The following is a 23,506-nucleotide window of genomic DNA, read 5'->3' on the forward strand; positions in this document are numbered from 1 at the left end:
TCCTTCTTTAATTTAGCGGTGATATGAAAAGAACCTTTACATATTTATTACTACTTGTTCTATTGGTTTGCGGAAAGCAAGCCTATAACCTGTTAATCTCGAATGAATCGATCCGGAGCAACCCTACCGGAGCCTTGTCTGACATCGCGGATGAGGTAATCGCCATTCCATTACAGGACTCAGGGACGCATTCGATCAAGGAGGCCAAGTATATCCGTCAAGAGGGAGACAACCTATTCCTTATCAGCAATGAGACGCTTTACCGTTTCAATCGCAAGGGAGAATTTATCTGTCGCATCACCCATCCGGATGACATACGGGTAGCGGGGTATGTAGTGAACCCGGCCAACCAGCAGCTGATCGTACTTGGAAACACGGACGATATTTTCTATTACTCATTCAATGGTGATCTCCTTACCCGCAAGAAACTGAAATGCGACCTTCCGGAGAATAGGCATATGCTATCCATATCCATGCACAATAACCGGATATTTACCACCGAGGAATGTGTTCATGGGGATACGGCAGGGCAAACCGCTACGATTGAGAAACAGATCGTTGAATACGATTCCTCTTTCCATAAATTACAATCTCATACGATCCGTCCGGTCGATCTGGAACGTTCCGCATGCCCGATCGGTTGTCTCGCCCCGGAAGTAGCCGTGGAGCCCGGAAGCGGAACGGTTTATGCCTACGCCCCCTCCTATCAACCCGGGAACTTATTACGGGACACTTTATATATTAAGCAAAAGCGGCAAAGCCAAGCCTTGGAGAACCTTGCCGGAAAGAATACACTCCCTTTGCTACCGATCCGCATGGGTAGCCGTTTCTGGGTATCTACTTACTATAACGCAGAGGATGAGTCCAGAAATTACACCTTCTGTTATGATACGGAGAAGGAAGAATGCTGGCAGGTAAAAGAAGGATTAAAAGATAATTTTTATCAAACCGGAAATGTGCGACGAATGGACCCTATCGATCCCTATTGCCATTCCTATTGTTTCAGCAAATCCGGAGAGGATCTGCGAAATACTTTCCCCGCACAGGCCCAAGGGGAAAGCCTCGTGTTATTTATCGTGAAATTGAAAGGGTAAATCCAGTTAATATTTCAATAGAGAGCAGACTGATGGGTACAAAATAATATGTATCTTCGTACCATTCTAAAAAAGCATTAAGTACATGAAAAAACTTTTAACCTGCATTGCCTTGGGCTTTGCGACTACCAGCTACGCTGTAACCCCTTTGTGGATGCGTGATGTACAAATTTCTCCTGATGGAACAGAGATCGCGTTTTGTTACAAAGGAGATATCTATAAAGTACCGGCCAAAGGAGGAACAGCGACACAACTTACCACCCAAGCATCGTATGAATGCACGCCAATCTGGTCTCCGGACGGAAAACAAATCGCTTTCGCCAGCGATCGTAACGGCAATTTCGATTTATTCGTAATGCCCTCCAACGGTGGAACGGCACAGTGCCTCACCACTCATTCCGCCTCCGAGATTCCATCGGCCTTTACTCCCGACGGCAAATACGTACTCTTCTCCGCATCCATACAAGATCCCGCCCAGAGCGCCTTATTCCCGACCTCGGCCATGACGGAACTCTATAAAGTGCCGATCGGTGGCGGACGTACGGAGCAAGTATTGGGAACACCCGCCGAGATGGTTTGCTTCGATAAATCCGGAAAGACATTCTTATACCAAGACCGTAAGGGCTTCGAGGATGAATGGCGTAAACATCATACCTCGTCCGTCACCCGGGATATATGGATGTACGATACGCAAACTGGAAAACATACCAATTTGACCGACCATGCGGGAGAAGACCGCAACGCCGTATTTACCCCGGATGGACAGACGGTTTACTTTCTGAGCGAACGCAACGGAGGTTCTTTCAATGTATATTCATTCCCTCTCAACACCCCACAATCTATAACGGCGGTTACTAAGTTCAAGACACATCCCGTACGTTTCCTCTCTACAAGTAGCGACAATACATTATGCTACACATACGATGGCGAGATCTATACACAACGTCCGGGAGTCAATCCGCAGAAAGTGCTGATTGATTTGATCCGTGACGATCAAGAGCAAATCAGCGATCTGAATTCCAGCAAAGGAGCTACCTCTGCCACCGTATCCCCCGATGGCAAGCAGATCGCCTTAACCCTAAGAGGCGAGGTATTCGTCACCTCGGCCGATTACAACACGACCAAACAAATCACCAATACCCCGGCCGCCGAAACAGGCGTATGCTTCTCGCCGGATAACCGTACCTTGGCTTACGCCAGCGAGCGTGGTGGTAATTGGCAACTTTACTTGGCTAAGATCGCCCGTAAGGAAGAAGCTAATTTCCCGAACGCAACGATTATCGAAGAGGAAGTTCTCCTGCCTTCTAAGACCGTAGAGCGTAATTATCCTCAATTCTCACCGGATGGTAAGGAACTCGCTTTCATAGAAGATCGTATGCGGCTGATGGTAGTCAACCTTGAGACGAAGAAAGTACGCCAAGTCACGGATGGCTCCACATGGTATAGTACAGCCGGCGGTTTCGATTACTCATGGTCGCCGGACGGTAAATGGTTCACGCTCCGGTTTATCGGAAACAAGCACGATCCTTATTCGGATATCGGCTTGGTTAGTGCGCAAGGCGGGGAGATCACCAACCTGACCAATAGCGGTTACACCAGCACCTCCCCACAATGGGTACTGGATGGAAACGCCATCTTATTCACCACCGAGCGTTATGGAATGCGTGCGCATGCTTCATGGGGCTCCTTGAATGATGCCATGCTGGTATTCATGAATCAAGACGCTTATGATAAATTCCGCTTGAGCAAAGAGGATTATGAGTTGCAAAAGGAACTGGAAAAGGAGCAGAAAGAGGTAACCGGGGACAAAACCGACGACAAGAAAAAAGAAGATAAAGCCGATGAAAAGAAAGACGAAAAGCCCAAGGATATCGTAGTGGAACTGAAAGGCATCCAAGATCGTATCCTACGTCTTACTCCTAATTCCTCCGAAATGGGTAGTGCCGTCATCTCAAAGAATGGCGAGACCTTATATTATTTCTCGGCTTTCGAAGACAAATACGACCTGTGGAAAATGGACTTGCGCAAGAAAGAGACCAAGCTACTCCACAAGATGAATACCGGATGGGCGAACATGGAAATGGATAAGGAAGGTAAGAACCTGTTCTTGTTGGGTAGCAATTCCATGCAAAAAATGGATATGGGATCGGAGAAACTAACACCGATTCATTACCAAGCGAACTTAAAAATGGACTTGGCCGCCGAACGTGAGTATATGTTCGACCATGTCTATAAACAAGAGCAAAAACGGTTCTACAACGTGAACATGCACGGCGTAAATTGGGACGTTATGACCGCCGCCTACCGTAAGTTCTTGCCACATATCAATAACAACTATGACTTCGCGGAGTTGCTAAGCGAATATCTGGGAGAACTCAACGTATCTCATACCGGAGGACGCTTCCGTCCGCAAACAAGCGGCAATATTACCGCCAACCTAGGCCTACTTTTCGATTGGAACCATAGCGGCAAAGGTTTATTAATCGCTGAGGTAGTGGAAAAAGGCCCATTCGATCACGCACGTTCCAAGGTAAAAGCCGGTACCGTCATGGAGAAAATAGACGGACAAGAAATAACCCCGGATATGGATTACTCCAAGCTATTAAACAATAAGGCCAAAAAGAAGACCTTGGTTTCCCTCTACGATCCACAAACCAAAGAACGTTGGGAAGAGGTAGTCTTGCCTATCAGTAACGGTGAGTTAAATAACTTGCTTTATACCCGCTGGGTGAAGCAACGTGCCGCCGACGTGGATAAATGGTCGAACGGACGATTGGGATACGTCCATATCCAATCCATGGGAGATCCTAGTTTCCGCTCTGTCTACTCCGATATCCTAGGTAAGTATAACGACCGGGAGGGCATCGTCATTGATACCCGCTTTAATGGTGGTGGACGTTTGCATGAGGATATCGAGATCTTGTTCAGCGGAGAGAAATACCTCACCCAAGTGACACGTGGCCGGGAGGCTTGCGATATGCCTAGCCGCCGCTGGAATAAACCTTCCATCATGCTCCAATGCGAGGCTAATTATAGTAACGCACATGGAACCCCGTGGGTTTATAAGCATCAACACATCGGACGTTTAGTTGGTATGCCCGTACCGGGGACAATGACTACCGTCTCTTGGGAAACCCTGCAAGATCCGACGCTGGTATTCGGCACACCTATTACCGGTTATCGCCTGTCGGACGGTAGTTACTTAGAGAACACACAGCTGGAACCGGATGTTAAAGTCGCTAATTCTCCGGAAACTGTTGTCAAAGGGGAAGATACGCAATTGAGAACAGCGGTACAAGAATTACTGAAAGAGATCGATAAAAAGTAGTTTAAAACGAGACTACTCTCATCGCTTGTCGGGAGTAGTCTCGTTTTATTATGTAACCTTCTATTAAAAAACAGGCGATATTCACTCTGCCTAAGTCGTGATATGCTTATAGGGAGAATGACTAAAATCCAAGAAACACATCTCATAGCAAATGGTCAGCCACACCACAATGCAAGGCCAAGCTTTTATCACATACGGACGGATCAGTCCATTCCGGACAATAGATGGAACCAGCTCTGTAGTGGATAAGCCAACAATCACCAAGGTAGCTATCCAAAGCCAATAAGTATATTTCTTATGGGGCGATACACTGCATATATACCAGATAGCGGCTCCTATCATCGCTATGATATACCCACTCGCCTCGCTTCCCGTACTGAATAATACGACAAACAATAAAACATTAGCCAACAGCATAAAGCGAAAAGCCAGATATTTATATTGAGAGATCCTCAAATATGGAATGCAGAATAAAATCAAGCCCGGTATGATAAGCCACATATCGCTATACTCCGCATTCCCGGATATCTTTCGAACCACTCCTAATAATGATATATTTTGCGGATCAGCGAACATATTCAACATATTTTTCACCTTCAATCGCTCAAACCAATCTATATACTGAGAGATCACATACTCAAACCCCGGTGTATAAAGCACCGGGATCACAAAGCAAACCAATCCCCAGAAAAGACAAGAGACTAATAATCTCACTTTCTGCCTTGAGAAGAAAAAGAACGCCAATCCCACGATTGGATAAATCTTGATAAATGTTCCGAGCATAATAATGCCTGCCGCCCAGAAATCCTTTTTCTCCAGTATCAAGACAAATGATAATAAGATAAAGGCCGCTACTGATATATTGAATTGCTGTACTCCTTGAGCCGTCATCAACTCACAATACGAATACCAATAAATAATGATTTTGGGGGTACTCGACAATGGCAATCGGCTAATCGCATAAAATAATAGGGCGGTATTCCCCGCTATCCATAAGATCATACCCAGCCATTCCGGTAACAGGGCGAAAGGAGCTATGATAAGACTGAATAAGACTCCATAATGGTTTGAATCATAATATTCCGGATAATGATCCCCATATAAGGTTAAGCCTTCGATAGCATGCCAGTAGACTCCTTCAAATATCTTATAATTATTATATTTCCCGATCAACAACTTGACAATAGCAAAAATAACACCTGTTAGCATCCATACCCCGAATACAGTCCGGGGCTCTCTCCATACCGGATGGGTGGCTAAAGTCTTTAATCTCATATCCAATTTCTTCCTTTCAATCAGTCCACAAAGATAAAAAACCTAATAAAACGAGCCTAATAAAAAAGAAAAGACTGTCTGGGTATATAACCCGGACAGCCTTTTCCTTTATGATACAGACTCTATTCTGAGTATTCCCTATTAATTAGCGAATGATTTCAAAGGAACACTTACTCCCATGTAAAGATTCATGGCGTTACCGCTGACCGGTAAGCATTGTGGAGTTACCTTTGTCAACATATAATCCGATCCGATAAAGAAATTGATCCAAGACGGTGAGAAATTCAAGGCGATACCATACGTCTTGAACTTACTATGGATAAATGAGTAGCTCAGCGTAGCCTCAAACCATTTCACCGGACGGTAATTACCGGACAATGTCAGTTCCGTATAGGCTTTCGGGGAATAAAGACGAGTGCTCGACAATAAACCGATACCTAACTTGTTTTCCAGTAAACGGTACTCGCCACCGATATTGATTGTCGAACGAAGACGGGTAGTGCTTCCGGACTCACCCTCTTTCTTGAAATGAAGCAAGTTCTCGAAATCTTCCTTGATAGCGTCAAACTGATCGCCCATGCTCGGTATATCACCGTTATTCTCGCCAATAGCCAGATCAAAGCCGTTAAAGTCGAAAGTTCCATCCAACTTACCTAGCGTGCTACCTCCCTTGCTCCAGCTGATAAAACCTAAATCAAGGACAGCGGCGGATAACATGATATTCTCGGTCAATTGGTACGTAGCACCCAAGTCCACTCCCATACCGAAACCGCTAAGACCCGGAGAATCGAAATCAAAGCTATTATAATAATCACGGCCTTGCTCGTCTACTTCCATTTCCGGAACCAAGCCTTTCATATTCGTCTGCAATGTACCGGTAGAGGTAACTTTCCAGCTAGTCTCTCCCATCTCAGCATGCATCTGATCGATCGTAGCGTCCATAGAACCTACGCCCCATAACAATTTAACCTTACCTCCGACTGTCAACTTATCCGTGATAGGACGAGAATATCCTACACCTGTCTCCAAATAAGCCTCGGCGTACGCCCTGATATTACGAATATCATAGGTACTCTGAGATCCATTACCCTTTTTCATGAACTCGAACAATGTCTTCGGAGCACGAATATTCGCCAAGCCCTTGATAGAAACATCAACCGTCCAGAATCCCTTGCCGGCGTACCAGCCACCGGATAGAACCTGCGTGCCAAAATCCATGTTTACCTGATTCTCATCCTTCAAGCCATTCAGGAAAGACTCGGTATTCACGGAGTTATCCATGAACGTAACGGTCTCACCATTCTTCGGATAAATAAAATTATCCACAGCTATTCCGTTCGTACCATACGAAGCGCCAACCGCGCCTAATACCGGAATGGAGACATAGCCTCTCTCGGGACGATACGCCGGATTCATTGTCGTGCGTGCCGTAGAGGATTGCATGAAGTAAGAAGTTCGTATTTGCTGGGCGGATACCGACATCCCCACAGTGGTCAATAAACATAAAGCGCACAGACCTCTCTTATACATATTATATATAGTATTCATCTTTCTTTTTCGTAATTTAAATGGTTAGTACTGGGATCAAATAGAAATTCCGCCTTCTTTCTTGAGTTTCAAGTTGAAGGTCGTTTTCTGGCCTTTCTTCAAAGCCTCGCTTTGATCTCTACCCGTTAAATGTAAATTCAGGTCTATATGACGTGCGTCCTTCATTTTCGGCATATCCTCCTTCGTGATCTCGAAGACAACCTCTCCGGATTGTCCTTTTACCTCTTGCGCCGGAAATTGGATATCTACCGGTACATTGTTCTCATCCATGATCACCATCTCGATAGACATATCGAACGGCATCTCGTTCGTAACCTCTCCATAGATCCTCGCGCTTCCGTCCGAGAAAATATAGTCTACGAAATCCTCATCAAAAGCGTCCTCGATCCGCTCGACGGATACGGCGCTAAATTCCGGTGCCGGAGTCAACGGAAGCTCTACCGCATAACGTAACTCACTCAAGGCATCCGCAGGAGCGTTCGCCCATTGTTTGCTATCAGCGGACAAAGACAAATGTATTTTTTGAGGAACAATCTGTACGATTCCCGGTAACTTCTCGTTCTTGACAAACTTAAAAGCATCCGTCTTCGGATCAAGAGGGCCGATCCAAATATTAGGAGACACCGTTGACAAGGTAAAATCAGAGGAAGTAGCCTCCTTTTTACTTGCGTTCTCAGCCTCGATAGACAAGCTACAATCCAAAGAGGCATTCTTTACATTCGACTTTAACGTAATGTGGGGGTTCGTTAACGCCAAAACGAAATCGCCATCGAACAAGCCATCGATATCCCCAGTCGTTATATCTTCCGAGGCGATCTCCACTTTATCAGAGGCGGCCCGTAAGCTTTTCCCCTTAATCTTCATCTCTCCATCATAGATCATGACGTAAGCCCCGTCGACTTCCCGAATGGAAGGGACTTTCTCTACATTCACAACGTCATCCGACGTTACATAACCCGTACCGAGGGGAGCTACCCAAGACTCACCCATTACCGCATCGTCCGTATTGACATCGCTTAAATCATACTTACTATCCACACATGCCGCTAAACAGCAAGATGATAGCAATAGCATCACCAAATGTTTGTTTTTCATATAAAGTTATTTTTATCAAAATTATGACCCTAACAGCGCACAAAAATAAACAAAATAAATGAAAGTTTAGCCATAAAAAAAAGAGTGGCATCGTATTATTAACGCCACTCTTAGCTTATACTATCTTTGACAATCAAAATATTCTTCCGCAAATACGAATCTTCATGACCGGATAAACCGTTAGCTTATCCATGATCTTCGTAAAGGTATCATCCTCGTCTATCTCATTCAACAAGTCCTTTACATCCCCTGAATCCGTATACACCTCCGGTTTGCCATGGAATTGCACACCCAGCTCAAACATCACGCCAACCCGTTTCTTAGGAACCGCACGACCGAATCCAAGACCTAGATAAGGACGAAAACCGGACACTTTCAATCCACCGGATACATTACCGTTATTATCCACCGGAATCGTATAATCACCGATAACTATGCCCGCACTTTCTCCTTGGGCGATCAGGTCTTTCAGCTTATCACTATGTCCTTCTATCTTCACCAAGGAAGAACCACCGAAATAGGCGCCGGCCGCAACGAAGAACGAAGAAGCGTGAGGAAACGGGTAAACATTCACCAACAACTGTCCGGAAGTACGTTTCAAGCTACCTTTGACATCCATGGAGTATGTATCATTATACACACCCGCTCGCGGATCGTTAACATCTACATCCACGTCCGTATTAATGCTGAAACCCGGCATAAAGGTAAGACCACCTCTCAACGCCAGATAAGGCGTAATAGGAGTAGCGACTTCCACATCTACACCCGTCAAACCAACACCCACTCCTGCCGAAACAGAATTGAAAATCCCTAACTCCTTTTGAGCTGAGATAAAATTACACGTCGCAAACATGCTCACGAACGCACAAAGAAGAAATAGTCTTTTCATTTTCACCATATAAGTTAAATTGTTATTCACCCTAGACTCACAAAAATAAATAAAAAACATGAAACATTCGTTGTAAAAAAGAAAAAGCGACATCGAATTTGCCTCGATGTCGCTTTTTTACGGATAAAGTATACTATTTTACGTAAAGCGTACGTTATTCCTCCTCAGAATCGTCTTCCTTCATATTATGGAATACGTTTTGAACGTCTTCGTCTTCCTCTAATTTCTCGATAATCTTCTCGATAGACTCACGCTGTTCCGGAGTAACCTCCTTCAAATCGTTCGGAATACGTACGAACTCACTACTCAAGATCTCGAAACCATTCTCCTCCAAATATTTCTGGATCGCCGAATTCTGCGCGAACTCACCATAAAGAACAACCTCGTCCTCGTCTTCCTCAACCTCATCTACACCGAAGTCGATCAACTCCAACTCTAGGTCTTCTAAAGAAAGATCCTCTTTTTTAGCGATATGGAATACGCATTTATGATCGAACAAGAACTCCAAGCTACCGGATGTTCCCAGAGAACCACCGTTCTTATTGAAATAACTACGAACGTTGGCTACCGTACGAGTCGTATTATCCGTAGCGGTCTCAACGAAGATAGCGATACCGAAAGGACCATATCCCTCATAGTTCATCTCCTTATAATCCGTGAAATCCTTGGATACGGCACGTTTAATGGCACGCTCCACGTTCTCCTTCGGCATATTCTCCTTTTTGGCGTTCTGCATCAACACACGTAAACGAGGATTATTCTCAGGCTCCGGCCCACCTTGTTTTGCCGCGATCGTGATTTCCTTACCTAACTTCGTGAATACACGGGCCATATTGCCCCAACGCTTAAACTTTCTCGCTTTACGAAACTCAAACGCTCTTCCCATATGTTTATCAGTTTATCTTTATTTTATGTAATTAAATTCTTATCTCAATTGAGCACCTAGCTTTTGTTCCAGATTCGTCTGGATCTTCTTCATGATAGCGTCGATCTGCTTATCGTTCAAAGTCTTGCTCTCATCTTGCATGAAGAAGCTTACGGCATACGACTTCTTGCCCGCCGGAAGGTTCTTGCCCTCGTAAACGTCGAACAGAGATACTTCCTTCAATAGCTTGCGATCGCTATCCTTAGCGATTTTCTCGACCTCGCTAAACTGTACGCTCTTATCAAGCAACAACGCCAAGTCACGTTTAACGGCCGGGAACTTGGAAATCTCGGAGAAGGTTACTTTCGCCTTCTTGATCTCCTTCATCAATTGGGTCCACGACAACTCAGCGTAATAAACCTCCATATCGATATCCAGCATCTTACGAAGTTTCTTGCTTACGATACCCATCGTACCCAATTGACGTCCGGAACCGGTCGTGATACTTAGGCCCGAAGAATAGATATCATTCGTCAAGTTACCGAAAATAACCCGTTTCATATCCACGCCCAAGCGAGCTAAGATATTCTCTACGTAAGCCTTCAACTCATAAACGGAAGATTTCTCGTCCGGATGCGCCCAGTTGTTCTCCACCCGGTTGCCGGCTACCCAGATGCCTAGACGGTAATCCTCGCTGAACTGCGCCAAGGTCTCATCTTCCTTCTTGTTATCGATATTATAATCATAGCAATTACCGAACTCATAGAAACGGACATTGCCATTCTTACGCTTCATGTTATGCTCGATGCTCTCCAAGCCTCCGAACAACAAGGTCTGACGCATGCAGTTCAAATCAGCGCTTAACGGGTTCATCAACATGACACAATGCGCTTCCGGATAAACAGACAGATCCGTATAATAAGCGGAGCGTGTCAAGGAATTGTTCATGATCTCGTTGAAACCACAACCGCAAAGTTGCTCCGAGATCAAGTTCTGCAATTTCCAGCTACGATCCGTAGGAGTCTGGTAACTTAAATTGGACTTCACGTTATCACTGAACTCCACGTTATTATATCCGTAGATACGAAGAATGTCCTCGATCACGTCTACATCACGCTGCACATCGATACGATATACGGGAACATGCAAAGTCAAGCCCTCGGCAGTCTCGGATACGATCTCCATCTCAAGGCTTGCCAAGATACTTTTCACGGTTTCTACCGGAATATCCTTACCGATCAACGTATTGATCTTCTCGTAAGTCACCTCAACCGTATACGGTTCCGCCACGGTAGGATAAACATCCTGTACGGCACCCGTGATCTTACCTCCCGCCAACTCTTGTATCAACAAGGCGGCACGTTTCAATACATACATCGTATTGTTCGGATCCAAACCACGCTCGAAGCGGAAAGAAGCGTCCGTATTCAAGCCAAAACGACGAGCGGTCTTGCGAATCCACGTCGGATGAAAACAAGCGGATTCCAAGAATACGTCGGTGGTCTCCTCCGTCACGCCGGAATCCAAACCGCCGAACACGCCACCGATACACATAGGTTCCTCGACGTTACAAATCATCAAGTCACGATCGGTCAACGTACGCTCCACGCCATCCAACGTGACGAATTTCGTACCAGCCTCGGCCGCCTTGACAATCACTTTATTTCCTTTGATCTTACCCGCGTCAAAAGAGTGTAAAGGCTGCCCTAACTCATGCAGGATAAAGTTCGTTATATCCACTACGTTATTGATGGGACGAAGGCCGATCACACGCAAGCGGTTTTGTAACCACTCCGGGCTCTCCTTCACCGTAACGCCCTTGATCGTAACACCGGAATAACGGGGACAAGCCTCCGTATTCTCTACCACGACCTCTACGCCCGGTGTCTCGTCATCGATCTTGAAAGCGTCTACCGAAGGACGTCTCAATTCGGCGGGCTTGCCGTTTTGCTTCAAATAAGCGGCCAAGTCACGGGCGACACCGAAATGGGAAGTAGCGTCTACACGGTTCGGGGTGATATCCACCTCCAGCACGTAGTCGCTCTTTACATTATAATAATCTTTAGCTAACGTACCTACAACAGCATCGGCGGGAAGTACGATAATACCGTTATGGTCGGTACCGATACCGATCTCGTCCTCGGCGCAAATCATACCGTTGGACTCAACGCCACGGATCTTGGATCTCTTGATGGTAAAGCATTCGTCACCGTCGTACAGTTTCGTACCGTTCACGGCTACGACCACTTTCTGTCCGGCAGCCACGTTCGGGGCACCGCATACGATTTGTAAAGGAGCCTCGCCACCTACATTTACGGTCGTAATATGTAAATGGTCAGAATTCGGGTGTTCCTCACAAGTTAACACTTCACCGATAACCAGTCCCTCAAGTCCGCCCTTAATGGTTTGAACTTCCTCTACTCCACCGGTTTCCAAACCGATAGAGGTAAGCGCCGCAGCAACTTCTTCTGGCTCCAGATCGAAATCAAGATACTCTTTCAGCCAATTGTAAGATATATTCATCGCTATAAAATTTATTCTCTAAAGAGACGGCCTCTATTGATAGCCGCCGAATTGACGGACAAAAGTACGAATAATAATTCAAACGATACAAAAATATCCTCATGAACTTCTACGAACTCTTAACTGCGCCAACGCATGCGTTTCATTCATTCTTAATTTTCTATCGCGAATCATAGATAATAGAGACTCACTTTACGATGAGTCAGAATAAAGATGTACCTTTGCGGGAGGTTTTAACGTTACAACTATTTTTTATGCGTATAGATATACTTACCGTACTTCCCGAGATGATCGAGGGGATGATTAATTGCTCTATCGTCAAGAGGGCGCAAGATAAAGGATTAGCGGAGATTCATTTACATAACCTACGGGATTACACCACTAATAAATGGAGGCGGGTGGATGATTATCCGTTCGGAGGAGAGGCCGGAATGGTGATGCAGATCGAACCGATAGACCGGGCGATCTCAGCGTTGAAAAGCGAACGGGAATATGACGAGGTAATCTATACCTCCCCGGATGGCGAGACACTCAACCAGCCCATGGCCAACAGTATGTCTTTACTAAATAATATGATTATCCTCTGCGGGCACTATAAAGGGATCGACTATCGTATCCGTGAGCATTTGATAACGAAAGAGATATCCGTAGGAGACTATGTCCTTACCGGAGGAGAGCTGGCCGCCGCTATCATAACCGACGCCGTGGTACGCTTGATACCGGGAGCGATCGGCGACGAGCAAAGCGCCCTCTCCGACTCCTTCCAAGATGACTTACTGGCCCCGCCTGTTTATACACGTCCCGCCGATTACAAAGGTTGGAAAGTACCCGAGGTACTATTATCCGGGCACCAGCGCAAGATCGAAGAATGGCGCTTGCAACAAGCACAAGAGCGTACGGCACGCCTCCGGCCGGATTTATTGAAATAGCAGCGTTAAAAAACAAGGCCGGGGATCATCCCCCCGATGATACCCCGGCCCCTCTATCCACAAACAATCATGGCTACAACATCACTCTTATTTATTGAAACGTTCTTTCAATTTAGCTAACATGTCTTTTGTCATGGCATCCAAATCATACTCCGGCTTCCAGCCCCACTCTTGGCGGGCGCAAGTGTCATCCAAGGAGTTCGGCCACGACTCGGCTATAGCCTGACGCAAAGGATCTACCTCATACTCCATTTGGAAGTCCGGCATATATTTCTTGATATTATTAAAGATGATCTCCGGATCGAAACTCATCGACGCAATGTTGAAAGAGTTGCGATGAACGAACTTCGTAGAATCCGCCTCCATAATCTCGATAGCGGCACGCAAGCCGTCCGGCATGTACATCATATCCATGAAAGTACCGGCTGCGATCGGGCAAACGAATTTCTCGCCCTTAGCGGCCGAATAGTAAATATCGACAGCGTAATCCGTCGTACCACCACCCGGAGGTGTCACATAAGAGATCAATCCGGGGAACCGAACCGAACGTGTGTCCACGCCGAAACGGATATTATAATAATCACTTAACAACTCACCGGATACCTTCGTCACGCCGTACATCGTACGAGGATTACGGATCGTATCTTGAGGAGTCTTGTCTTTCGGGGTATTGTTACCGAAAACGCCAATAGAGCTCGGCGTAAATACGGCGCAGTGCATCTCACGGGCCACCTCAAGCACATTGAACAAGCCCCCCATTCCGATCTTCCACGCCAACTGAGGTTTAGCCTCTGCTACAGCCGACAAAAGAGCCGCCAAGTTGTAGATCGTATCAATATTATATTTTGATACCGTCTCAGCGATCTGCTGCTCGTTCGTGATATCCACGATAGCGGAAGGTCCCGATTCTAACAACTCGCCTTTAGGTTCCGCACCCGGGATATAACCCGCTACTATGTTCCCACCGTAGATACTTCTTAATTTCATGGTTAACTCTGATCCGATCTGACCGGTAGAACCAATTACTAATACATTCTTCATCGCGTTTAATGAGATTTAAGTTTTTTTCCGTCGGCAAAGGTATAGAGAATAAAACAGTTTAGACATGAATTTCTTCTCTTTTTTAGTATTAAAATTCAAAAAAAAAACAGACCTTTGTCTGTCGCTTTGACAACGAAGCTACTACTCACATCTAAATACTAATAAAAAACGAAGTTTTTATGTACGGAAAACTTAAAGAATTCTTGACAAATGAACTTGAAGGCATCAAAGCCGCTGGTTTATACAAGAACGAGCGTATCATTACTACGCCACAGAGAGCCGACATCAAAGTAAATGCCGGAAGTGATGTTTTGAACTTCTGCGCCAACAACTATCTTGGCCTGTCCGATAACCAACGACTGATCAAGGCCGCGAAAGAAGCCATGGATACACACGGTTATGGTATGTCGTCCGTTCGTTTCATCTGTGGAACGCAGGATTTGCACAAGCAATTGGAAGCAGCCATCTCCGACTATTTCAAGACTGAGGACACGATCCTTTACGCCGCATGTTTCGACGCTAACGGTGGTTTGTTCGAGCCGTTGTTTGGCGAGGAAGACGCTATCATCTCGGATGCCTTGAACCACGCCTCTATCATCGACGGCGTTCGTTTATGCAAGGCTAAACGTTACCGCTACGCTAACGCCGATATGGCGGACTTGGAGCGTTGCCTACAAGAGGCGCAGGCCCAACGTCACCGTATCATCGCCACGGACGGCGTGTTCTCCATGGACGGCAATGTCGCTCCGATGGACAAGATTTGCGAGCTTGCCGAGAAATATGACGCATTGGTTATGGTGGACGAGTCTCACTCTGCCGGTGTCGTAGGCCCGACGGGTCATGGCGTAGCCGAGCAGTTTGATGTTTACGGACGTGTAGATATCTTCACGGGTACGCTGGGTAAGGCGTTCGGTGGTGCCATGGGTGGCTTCACGACCGGAAAGAAGGAGATTATCGATATGTTACGTCAGCGTTCTCGCCCCTACTTGTTCTCTAACTCCGTGGCTCCGGCCATCGTAGGCGCAAGCTTGGAGATGTTCAAGATGTTGAAGGAGAGCGACGCTTTACATACGAAATTAATGAACAACGTAAGTTACTTCCGCGACAAGATGCTGGCAGCCGGTTTCGATATCAAGCCGACTCAATCCGCTATCTGTGCCGTTATGTTGTACGACGCTAAGTTGTCTCAAGATTTTGCCGCCAAGATGCAGGAAGAGGGTATTTACGTAACCGGTTTTTATTACCCGGTAGTACCGAAGGGACAAGCTCGTATCCGTGTACAATTGTCCGCCGGCCACGAGACTGAGCATCTGGACAAGGCTATCGCCGCGTTTATCAAGGTAGGAAAAGAGCTAGGCGTTATCAAATAACACCTCTCTCATTCATCATACAAGGCCACATCCGGGCAAGATGATCTGGATGTGGCTTTTTAATCACTAAGAACAATCATGCAACTCAGTAACTACCATAGTCATTGTACTTTTTGTGATGGAAGAAGTATTCCGGAGGATTTCGTGAGATTCGCCATAACACACGGGTTCCGTGCGTACGGTTTTTCCTCCCACTCGCCGCTTCCGTTCGAGACCTTCTGGAATATGTCTAAAGACGATATGCCGGAGTATCTGCAAGAGATAAACCGACTGAAACAGAAATACAGCGATCAACTAGAAATATATGCCGGTCTGGAGATTGATTATCTGGACGAGACCTATAACGCCTCGATCCCCTATTTCCAAGAGTTGCCTTTGGACTACCGGATCGGTTCCATCCATTTCTTGCCCGTATCAGAGCGTCTGGTCGAAGAGAACATGGTCTGTATAGACGGCTCATTCAGGGAATACGCCCACTCCGTGGAGCGTCATTTCGAGGGAGATGTCCGGTTGCTTGTCAAGCGTTTCTTCGATACCACGATGAAAATGATAGAGGCCGGAGGCATCGATATCGTCGGGCATATGGACAAGATCTATATGAACGGACAGAAATACGAGATCTTCAATTTTGAGGAGGATTGGTATCGGAAGCCTTTTGAGGCTTGTCTGGATCTGGTTCAGGAGAAAGGATTGATGGTAGAGGTCAACACCAAGAACTGGACCAAGAAAAAAGAGCTTTACCCCCGTGTGGAATACCTATCACGGATGCGGGAAATGAATATCCCTGTCATGGTGAACTCCGATTGCCATTATCCGGATTTGGTGAACGACGGTCGCAAGGAGGCTTTCAAGTTGCTGAAGCAAGCCGGCTTCAAGTCCACCCGTGAGCTCGTGAAAGGCAAATGGCAAGATATCGCCCTCTAGGATTTATTTTTCCGCTTATACAGGAAGGATTGCCAACGTTCCTCGGCGTTCCCTTGACGAAACATGTCATAACGTGCCATCGTAAAGAACAGATCCGATAAACGATTCACGAACGCCATGATCCCGGCAGGAACCGGGTCTTTCCGATTCAATGTCCACAAGCGGCGTTCGGCCCTGCGGGTGATCGTACGGGCCAATTGGAGGTGCGCCGAAACAGGTGTGCCTCCCGGAAGGATAAAATACCCGTTATCCTCCATCTGGGCGGATAGATCATCGATATGGGACTCACAAAAGACGGTCAAATCATCGGGAAGCGGATTCGGATTCTTATCACGGATCGCCGATGGTGTCGCCACATGAGACATCACGGCCATCATCTCACGCTGTATCCTACCCAGCAACACCTGCCATTCATGATCGGGAGGCAGCAACGTACGGACAATGCCGATCTCGGCGTTCAACTCATCCAACGTCCCATTCGCCTCAATACGGATGTCATCCTTATCGACACGCTCACCGCCATGTATGCCGGTTTTTCCTTTATCTCCTCCACGGGTATATATTCTCATAGGATACTCATTTTAGGACTTATGAAAAAAGACTACCGTATTCCGGCGATAAACACTATAGTATTCATTTCCAAACACTACTGTATTTATCCACGAATACTATAGTGCTCTCACACGAACACAATAGTCTTTTCTATTTGTTAATCAAAGAAGTGCTTAAACTTACTGAAGATTTTCTCTTTCATCGTCTTATTAGGCTGGAAGTTCGGTGAATTCTCCAATCCGTTCAGCGTCTCTTTCTCCGTAGACGACAAAGTCTCGGGGATATATACACTCACGTTCACCAACAAATCGCCCGTACCATAACTATTGATGGAAGGAAGTCCTTTATTACGCAAACGAAGCACCTTACCCGGCTGTGTACCCGGCTCGATCTTCAATTTCGCCTTTCCGTCGATGGTCGGGACCTCTACCGTGGCTCCCAAGGCTGCTTGCGGAACACTCAATAGCAGGTTGTATAACAGATCGTTCTCATCACGAATCAACTCCGGATGCGGTTCCTCCTCGATAAGGATCAATAAGTCGCCGTTGATTCCACCATGTCGTGCGGCGTTGCCTTTACCATTCATGGAGAGCTGCATGCCCTCGGCTACACCGGCAGGGATATTGATCGTGATAATCTCATCGTCGCGAACGACGCCCTCACCGTTACACTCCGTACATTTCTTGACAACGATCTTGCCCTCGCCACCACAAGTAGGACAAGTCGTCTGCGTCTGCATCTGCCCAAGGATCGTGTTGGCGATACGGGTAACGACACCGCTACCTTTACACGTATCACACGTTTTCACACCCTCCGAGCCTTCCGCCCCGCTACCGTGACAATGCGAACAAGGCACATACTTCTTCACCTTGATCTTTTTTTCCACGCCGTTAGCGATCTCTTTCAGGTTCAGCTTCACCTTCACACGCAAGTCCGATCCACGGTTCACCCGGCGTCCTCCACGAGAACCGCCGAAACCACCGAAGCCACCAAAACCGCCAAAATGTCCACCAAAGATGTCACCGAACTGGGAGAAGATATCCTCCATGGACATACCACCACCGAAGCCGCCACCTTGTGAAGCCCCGCCGACACCCGCATGGCCGAATTGGTCATAACGCTGACGCTTTTGCGGATCGCTCAACACGTCGTATGCCTCTGCCGCCTCCTTAAAGTTCTCCTCCGCTTGCTTATCGCCCGGGTTCTTATCCGGGTGGAATTGTATCGCCTTCTTACGGTACGCTTTCTTTATCTCATCCGCCGATGCATTCTTCTCAACGCCCAGCACTTCATAGTAATCCCTTTTAGCCATCCTTGTATTTGTTATTTGCCGATTTTCCGATTATTCTCCCACTACTACTTTAGCGTGACGTATTACCTTGTCAAATAAGGTATATCCAGTTTGTACGCAATCCAATACCTTGCCCTTCATGTCCGGTTCCGGAGCGGGAATCGTAGCGATAGCCTCAAACTCCTCCGTGTTGAACGGCTTGCCTATGGCCTCGATCGGCTTTACGCCCTGCTGAGACAGATAGCCCATGAACTTACCGAAAATCAAGTCCACGCCTTCTTTAACGGCCTCTACATCCTCAGCCGTGCGGACGTTCTGCAAAGCACGCTCGAAATCGTCGATAATAGGAAGAAGGTTCTTTAACGCACCCTCGCCGCCAGTCTTGATCAAATCGGCCTTCTCACGCATCGTACGTTTACGGTAATTGTCAAACTCCGCCATCAAGCGCAGGTGGGAATCGTTCAATTCGTTATATTTCTTTTGCAAGGCTTCCACCTCGCCCGACACATTGTCAGAGCCGGCAGTTTCATCTGCCGCATTTGACTGTTCTTCCTGCAAATTTGTCGCTTCCTCATTATTCACGTTTTCGTTTTTTGAAGCGTTTTCTTTTTTCTCGTTTGGATTCATCTTGCTCATAATCTATCTGATTTTTTTCATTACTAACTAATTGTAAGCGAAATACGGTACCACATAAATACCCTTAAAAAGTATATACACAGCATCCATATCAAGTTCATACACTATTATAGCAGCAAATATATTGCCAACTATTCCACCACATCAAAAATATCTTTACCTTTGCCTATGTTTTAAACGAAACAGGTATTTTTAGAGTAAATAAAATTCCAGAATATGATGAGAAGTGTGATTTTATCAACGTTACTATTAGTATTGGCGGTCTGTACGGTTTCCGCCCAAAACAGGAATACATCCATCTGCCGACTAGGCTTCACATACGATATCAGCCAGAGCAAGAACTGGGGAAACAACAAGCCGGTCATTAAAAGCGTCATCCCTTATTCATCCGCCGAGCAAGCAGGTATTAAGAAATACGACGTGATCGAGGAGATCAACGGTGTACCTGTGACGGAAATATCTGTCGATGAGATCCCACAACTGCTGAATCCCGCCGGAAGAAACGATGTCCTATTGACTATCAGCAACCTTTCCTCTCCTTCTAAACAAGTATTGGTAAAGAAGGACTGCAAGAAAAGTAACGCCATCACGGAAGACCAGCTGGCGTCCGCCTATGCGATGTATAGCTTGGAGACAACCAATGAGCAAGAATTCGTATGCCCGTTCAAGACTACCGTCACATCCGACGGCGTAGATTTCGGTAACTTCAAGACATTCGCCTTCTCGACCATCGACGAGAATAACCGTAAACTGGAAACGGTCATCAACGAATGCATCGAGAACGAGTTGACCAAAAAAGGACTTACGGTTGATATCGCGAAGCCGGATTTATTGATACAGACTTTCTATTTTTTCGATAAGAACCCGAACTATCTGGGAGCGAATAAAGTATTGGTAGAAAAAGAACCGACTTACCGGTACAACTTCTCGCACAGTAAGATGGAGAAATTCCCGTTCTTGAATTACGCCGCCGCCGAAGCGGAAGCCGAATATCTGTTGCAATTCGGTATCCGTATCATCGATCAAAAAGATATCCCCGGACGTGTACTCTGGGAATGTGAGGCGAACGAGTTGCTGGAAGACTCTTATCGTTTAGACGAATACGCCCGGGTGCATGTCCCGTTGATGTGTATGCAATACCCATACACGAAATACGGACGTAACGTACCGTTCAAGGTGAGCAAGAAGACCTATAATTATACGGGGATCAGCTACGATATCGATAAATTGGATCAAGTGGTTGACGTAGATCGTAACTCTCCCGCTTATGCGGCAGGCATCCGTCCTCGTGACATTATAGAAAAGATCGGCCGCCATAAGATGGATCATTCGGCAGAGGAGTTCTCATCCGCCTACAAACGCTTTATCACGAACACGATGCAATATCGTGATCCGAAGACGATGTTTACGGACGCGAACGGTTTCAAATATTGCATGTTTTGGGACGTATTCAAATATCCCCAAATAGCGGATGCGTCGCAAAGCTCCGATTACTTGCCGGCGTTCTCTTATTTATACTATTTCGCCCCTTATATTAATCCGTCCGGCAACAACGCCTGTACATTTAATATAAAGCGTGGCAAGACAAAATTAGAAGTAATTATCCGTCCTACCATTCGCTCTGAAGTGACGGTAGAGATCAAATAAAGATTTTACAAACACGTGATATATCCACAAAATTTTGAACAAAAGACGGGCTTTGATAAGATCCGTCACTTAATCACAGAAAAATGTTTAAGCCCGCTCGGGGAAGAGCGGGTAGCGGAGATGGGATTCTCCGCCGATTTCGAGGTCGTATCCAAGCGATTGGAACAAACCGATGAGTTTATCCGTATCCTACACGGAGACACGGAATTCCCCGCCAGTTATTTCTTCGACGTGCGCTATTCCTTGAAACGGATTCGGCCGGAAGGTACTTGGCTGGATGAACGGGAGTTGTTCGACCTCAAACGTTCCTTGCAAACGATCAATGACATCGTACGCTTCTTCAAGCCTATGGACGATGAGGAAATCAAGTATCCGGCCTTAACTGAATTGGCGGGAGATATCTTTGTCTTCCCCCAATTGATTGGAAAGATCGATAGCATCCTCGATAAATTCGGCAAGGTCAAGGACAGTGCTTCCTCCACCCTATCGCAAATCCGCAGGGAGATAACGATCACGATGAGCGGTATATCCCGCAGCCTGCAATCCATCCTCCGTGCGGCACAATCAGACGGGGTTGTCGATAAGGACGTGACACCGACCATGCGCGACGGTCGTTTGATGATCCCGGTAGCCCCGGCCTTCAAACGAAAGATAAAAGGTATCGTACATGATGAGTCCGCCAGTGGCAAGACGGTCTTTATAGAGCCGGAGGTGGTCGTGGAAGCGAATAACCGCATCCGGGAACTGGAAGGGGAAGAACGCCGGGAAATCATTAAGATACTGACGGAATTCACGAACGTGATCCGTCCTTTAGCCCCGGATATCCTACAATCTTACGAGTTTCTTGCCGACATTGACTTCATTCGTGCGAAAGCGTTATTCGCGGAGCAAGTCAAGGCGATCAAGCCGATCGTGGAGGATAAGCGACAAATGGATTGGGTACGTGCCGTGCATCCGCTCTTATTCCTGTCTTTACAGAAACAGGGCAAGCAGGTAGTTCCCCTCGATATCGAGCTGACCGAGGGAAAACGGATCTTGATCATATCCGGTCCGAACGCCGGTGGTAAATCCGTTTGCCTGAAAACGGTCGGATTACTTCAATACATGTTGCAATGTGGTTTATTGATTCCTTTGCATGAGCGATCAAGAACCGGGATCTTCGAGCATATATTCATCGATATAGGCGATGAGCAAAGCATCGAGAATGATTTAAGTACCTACAGTTCCCACCTTACCAACATGAAGTATTTCGTGAAGAATTGTAACGAGCGGACCATTATCCTAATCGATGAGTTCGGTAGCGGTACGGAACCCCAGATTGGCGGCGCTATCGCCGAGGCTTTATTGGATCGCTTCAACCGGAATCATAGCTTTGGGGTAATCACGACCCACTACCAGAATTTGAAGCATTTCGCCGAGGATACGGAGGGTATCGTAAACGGTGCCATATTGTACGACCGCCATTTGATGCAGCCCTTGTTCAAGCTTTCTATCGGAAACCCGGGTAGCTCGTTCGCCGTAGAGATCGCACGCAAGATCGGTCTGCCCGAGGACGTGATAGCCGACGCTTCCGCGAACGTCGGAGCGGATTATATCAATATGGACAAGTACCTGCAAGATATCGTACGCGATAAACGGTACTGGGAAAGCAAACGGCAGAATATCCGTCAGCAGGAGAAAAAACTGGAAGATGTCACTTCCCGTTATGAACAAGACTTGGAAGCCGTAAACAAGCAACGGAAAGAGATCATCCGGGAGGCAAAGGCCGAGGCCCAACGTATTCTAGCGGAGGCTAACGCCAAGATCGAGAATACCGTTCGTGAGATCAAGGAGGCCCAAGCGGAAAAAGAACAGACCAAACTGGCTCGCAAAGCCTTGGAAGAGTTCAAGAACTCCGTAATGGCCACCGAAGAAGAAGACGATAAGATCGCACGCAAGATGGCGAAGCTCAAGGAACGGAACGAACGGAAGAAACAGAAACAAAAAGTGACGGCCCAGCCGATATTTAATAAAGAGGTGATAGAGGTCGGCGACAATGTACGCCTTAAAGGGCAGGTTTCCGCCGGAACCGTTATGGAACTACAAGGAAAGCAGGCCGTAGTAGCATTCGGGATGATCAAAAGCACGGTTAAGCTGGAGCAGTTGGAAAAGGTAAGCAAAGGCCAGATCAAACGGGAAATCCAGAAAAGCACGTTCGTCAGCTCCCAGACCACTGACAATATGCATGAGAAGAAGATAAACTTTAAGCAAGAAATCGATGTGAGAGGAATGAGGGGCGATGAGGCATTGCAAAGCGTGACCTATTTTATCGACGACGCCATTCAAGTCGGGGCAGGCAAGGTTCGTATCTTGCATGGAACCGGTACGGGTATCTTACGTCAGCTAATCCGGGATTATCTGCGCACGGTTCCCGGTGTCCGTCGTTTTCAAGACGAGCATGTGCAGTTCGGAGGCGCCGGCATCACCGTTGTTGAATTCGATTAAAAAGAGATCCTTATT

At 46.6% G+C, this 23,506-nt stretch carries 17 protein-coding genes; 7 read left to right on the forward strand and 10 right to left on the reverse strand.

The genetic code is table 11. The features are described 5' to 3' along the window. Positions 1-23: 23 nt before the first annotated feature. Complete coding sequence (locus tag DW205_RS01905; RefSeq protein WP_005862103.1) at positions 24-1,094, forward strand: 6-bladed beta-propeller; 1,071 nt, start codon at positions 24-26, stop codon at positions 1,092-1,094. Between the two features lie 85 nt (positions 1,095-1,179). Further along, the gene (locus DW205_RS01910) at positions 1,180-4,422 is read left to right on the forward strand and encodes a S41 family peptidase (RefSeq protein ID WP_121963048.1); all 3,243 of its coding nucleotides are present in this window, start codon (positions 1,180-1,182) and stop codon (positions 4,420-4,422) included. Between the two features lie 90 nt (positions 4,423-4,512). Here the strand turns inward: DW205_RS01910 and DW205_RS01915 are convergent, their stop codons facing one another. The 6 genes from DW205_RS01915 to pheT form a co-directional block, all read right to left on the reverse strand. After that, positions 4,513-5,697: a glycosyltransferase family 87 protein gene (locus tag DW205_RS01915; protein ID WP_005862099.1), complete on the reverse strand. Its 1,185-nt coding sequence runs from the start codon at positions 5,695-5,697 to the stop codon at positions 4,513-4,515. Positions 5,698-5,838: 141 nt separating this feature from the next. Continuing rightward, a complete protein-coding gene (locus DW205_RS01920; RefSeq protein ID WP_005862097.1) occupies positions 5,839-7,245 on the reverse strand; it encodes a DUF5723 family protein in 1,407 nt (468 codons plus the stop codon). Between the two features lie 36 nt (positions 7,246-7,281). Then, positions 7,282-8,340 (reverse strand): DUF4621 domain-containing protein, encoded by a 1,059-nt coding sequence (locus DW205_RS01925; RefSeq protein WP_005862095.1) that lies wholly within the window; start codon positions 8,338-8,340, stop codon positions 7,282-7,284. A 133-nt stretch (positions 8,341-8,473) separates the two neighbouring features. Beyond that, positions 8,474-9,238 carry a hypothetical protein gene (locus tag DW205_RS01930; RefSeq protein ID WP_005856675.1) on the reverse strand — a complete coding sequence of 255 codons (765 nt, stop codon included), beginning with the start codon at positions 9,236-9,238 and terminating at the stop codon, positions 8,474-8,476. Positions 9,239-9,383: 145 nt separating this feature from the next. Then, on the reverse strand, positions 9,384-10,115 hold the full coding sequence (locus DW205_RS01935) for a YebC/PmpR family DNA-binding transcriptional regulator (RefSeq protein ID WP_005856672.1): 732 nt from the start codon (positions 10,113-10,115) through the stop codon (positions 9,384-9,386). A gap of 39 nt (positions 10,116-10,154) precedes the next feature. Further along, positions 10,155-12,617: a phenylalanine--tRNA ligase subunit beta gene (pheT, locus tag DW205_RS01940; RefSeq protein ID WP_005862093.1), complete on the reverse strand. Its 2,463-nt coding sequence runs from the start codon at positions 12,615-12,617 to the stop codon at positions 10,155-10,157. A 254-nt stretch (positions 12,618-12,871) separates the two neighbouring features. Here pheT and trmD point away from each other — a divergent pair, with 254 nt between their 5' ends. Beyond that, complete coding sequence (gene trmD, locus DW205_RS01945) at positions 12,872-13,546, forward strand: tRNA (guanosine(37)-N1)-methyltransferase TrmD (RefSeq protein WP_008772076.1); 675 nt, start codon at positions 12,872-12,874, stop codon at positions 13,544-13,546. Positions 13,547-13,633: 87 nt separating this feature from the next. Here the strand turns inward: trmD and DW205_RS01950 are convergent, their stop codons facing one another. Further along, the gene (locus DW205_RS01950) at positions 13,634-14,587 is read right to left on the reverse strand and encodes an NAD-dependent epimerase/dehydratase family protein (RefSeq protein WP_005862091.1); all 954 of its coding nucleotides are present in this window, start codon (positions 14,585-14,587) and stop codon (positions 13,634-13,636) included. Between the two features lie 179 nt (positions 14,588-14,766). Between DW205_RS01950 and kbl the strand changes: the two genes are divergently transcribed. Both kbl and DW205_RS01960 read left to right on the forward strand, forming a co-directional pair. After that, positions 14,767-15,957: a glycine C-acetyltransferase gene (gene kbl / locus DW205_RS01955; protein WP_005856664.1), complete on the forward strand. Its 1,191-nt coding sequence runs from the start codon at positions 14,767-14,769 to the stop codon at positions 15,955-15,957. Between the two features lie 78 nt (positions 15,958-16,035). Then, entirely contained in the window at positions 16,036-16,881 is an 846-nt protein-coding gene (locus DW205_RS01960; protein WP_005862089.1) for a histidinol-phosphatase, read from the forward strand. Here DW205_RS01960 and DW205_RS01965 read toward each other — a convergent pair. From DW205_RS01965 to DW205_RS01975, 3 genes are all read right to left on the reverse strand, one after another. Then, a complete protein-coding gene (locus DW205_RS01965; RefSeq protein WP_005862087.1) occupies positions 16,878-17,450 on the reverse strand; it encodes a cob(I)yrinic acid a,c-diamide adenosyltransferase in 573 nt (190 codons plus the stop codon). The genes DW205_RS01960 and DW205_RS01965 overlap by 4 nt on opposite strands. 140 nt (positions 17,451-17,590) lie before the next feature. Further along, positions 17,591-18,745: a molecular chaperone DnaJ gene (gene dnaJ / locus DW205_RS01970; RefSeq protein ID WP_005856657.1), complete on the reverse strand. Its 1,155-nt coding sequence runs from the start codon at positions 18,743-18,745 to the stop codon at positions 17,591-17,593. Between the two features lie 30 nt (positions 18,746-18,775). Further along, positions 18,776-19,360 (reverse strand): nucleotide exchange factor GrpE, encoded by a 585-nt coding sequence (locus DW205_RS01975; RefSeq protein ID WP_005862085.1) that lies wholly within the window; start codon positions 19,358-19,360, stop codon positions 18,776-18,778. Between the two features lie 216 nt (positions 19,361-19,576). On the opposite strand from DW205_RS01975, the gene DW205_RS01980 reads away from it, so the two are divergent. Both DW205_RS01980 and DW205_RS01985 read left to right on the forward strand, forming a co-directional pair. Further along, on the forward strand, positions 19,577-21,007 hold the full coding sequence (locus DW205_RS01980; RefSeq protein WP_005862083.1) for a DUF4136 domain-containing protein: 1,431 nt from the start codon (positions 19,577-19,579) through the stop codon (positions 21,005-21,007). 15 nt (positions 21,008-21,022) lie between these two features. Beyond that, positions 21,023-23,491, forward strand: a complete 2,469-nt coding sequence (locus DW205_RS01985; protein WP_005862081.1) for an endonuclease MutS2 — start codon at positions 21,023-21,025, stop codon at positions 23,489-23,491. Positions 23,492-23,506: the final 15 nt, after the last annotated feature.

The organism is Parabacteroides sp. AM17-47, from assembly GCF_003434625.1.
Lineage (GTDB): Bacteria > Bacteroidota > Bacteroidia > Bacteroidales > Tannerellaceae > Parabacteroides > Parabacteroides distasonis.

Bases quoted from the DNA above. Each gene is read 5' to 3' on its own strand.
- DW205_RS01905 (WP_005862103.1), top strand. From the start codon at position 24: ATGAAAAGAACCTTTACATATTTATTACTACTTGTTCTATTGGTTTGC.
- DW205_RS01910 (WP_121963048.1), top strand. From the start codon at position 1,180: ATGAAAAAACTTTTAACCTGCATTGCCTTGGGCTTTGCGACTACCAGC.
- DW205_RS01915 (WP_005862099.1), bottom strand. From the start codon at position 5,697: ATGAGATTAAAGACTTTAGCCACCCATCCGGTATGGAGAGAGCCCCGG.
- DW205_RS01920 (WP_005862097.1), bottom strand. From the start codon at position 7,245: ATGAATACTATATATAATATGTATAAGAGAGGTCTGTGCGCTTTATGT.
- DW205_RS01925 (WP_005862095.1), bottom strand. From the start codon at position 8,340: ATGAAAAACAAACATTTGGTGATGCTATTGCTATCATCTTGCTGTTTA.
- DW205_RS01930 (WP_005856675.1), bottom strand. From the start codon at position 9,238: ATGGTGAAAATGAAAAGACTATTTCTTCTTTGTGCGTTCGTGAGCATG.
- DW205_RS01935 (WP_005856672.1), bottom strand. From the start codon at position 10,115: ATGGGAAGAGCGTTTGAGTTTCGTAAAGCGAGAAAGTTTAAGCGTTGG.
- pheT (WP_005862093.1), bottom strand. From the start codon at position 12,617: ATGAATATATCTTACAATTGGCTGAAAGAGTATCTTGATTTCGATCTG.
- trmD (WP_008772076.1), top strand. From the start codon at position 12,872: ATGCGTATAGATATACTTACCGTACTTCCCGAGATGATCGAGGGGATG.
- DW205_RS01950 (WP_005862091.1), bottom strand. From the start codon at position 14,587: ATGAAGAATGTATTAGTAATTGGTTCTACCGGTCAGATCGGATCAGAG.
- kbl (WP_005856664.1), top strand. From the start codon at position 14,767: ATGTACGGAAAACTTAAAGAATTCTTGACAAATGAACTTGAAGGCATC.
- DW205_RS01960 (WP_005862089.1), top strand. From the start codon at position 16,036: ATGCAACTCAGTAACTACCATAGTCATTGTACTTTTTGTGATGGAAGA.
- DW205_RS01965 (WP_005862087.1), bottom strand. From the start codon at position 17,450: ATGAGAATATATACCCGTGGAGGAGATAAAGGAAAAACCGGCATACAT.
- dnaJ (WP_005856657.1), bottom strand. From the start codon at position 18,745: ATGGCTAAAAGGGATTACTATGAAGTGCTGGGCGTTGAGAAGAATGCA.
- DW205_RS01975 (WP_005862085.1), bottom strand. From the start codon at position 19,360: ATGAGCAAGATGAATCCAAACGAGAAAAAAGAAAACGCTTCAAAAAAC.
- DW205_RS01980 (WP_005862083.1), top strand. From the start codon at position 19,577: ATGATGAGAAGTGTGATTTTATCAACGTTACTATTAGTATTGGCGGTC.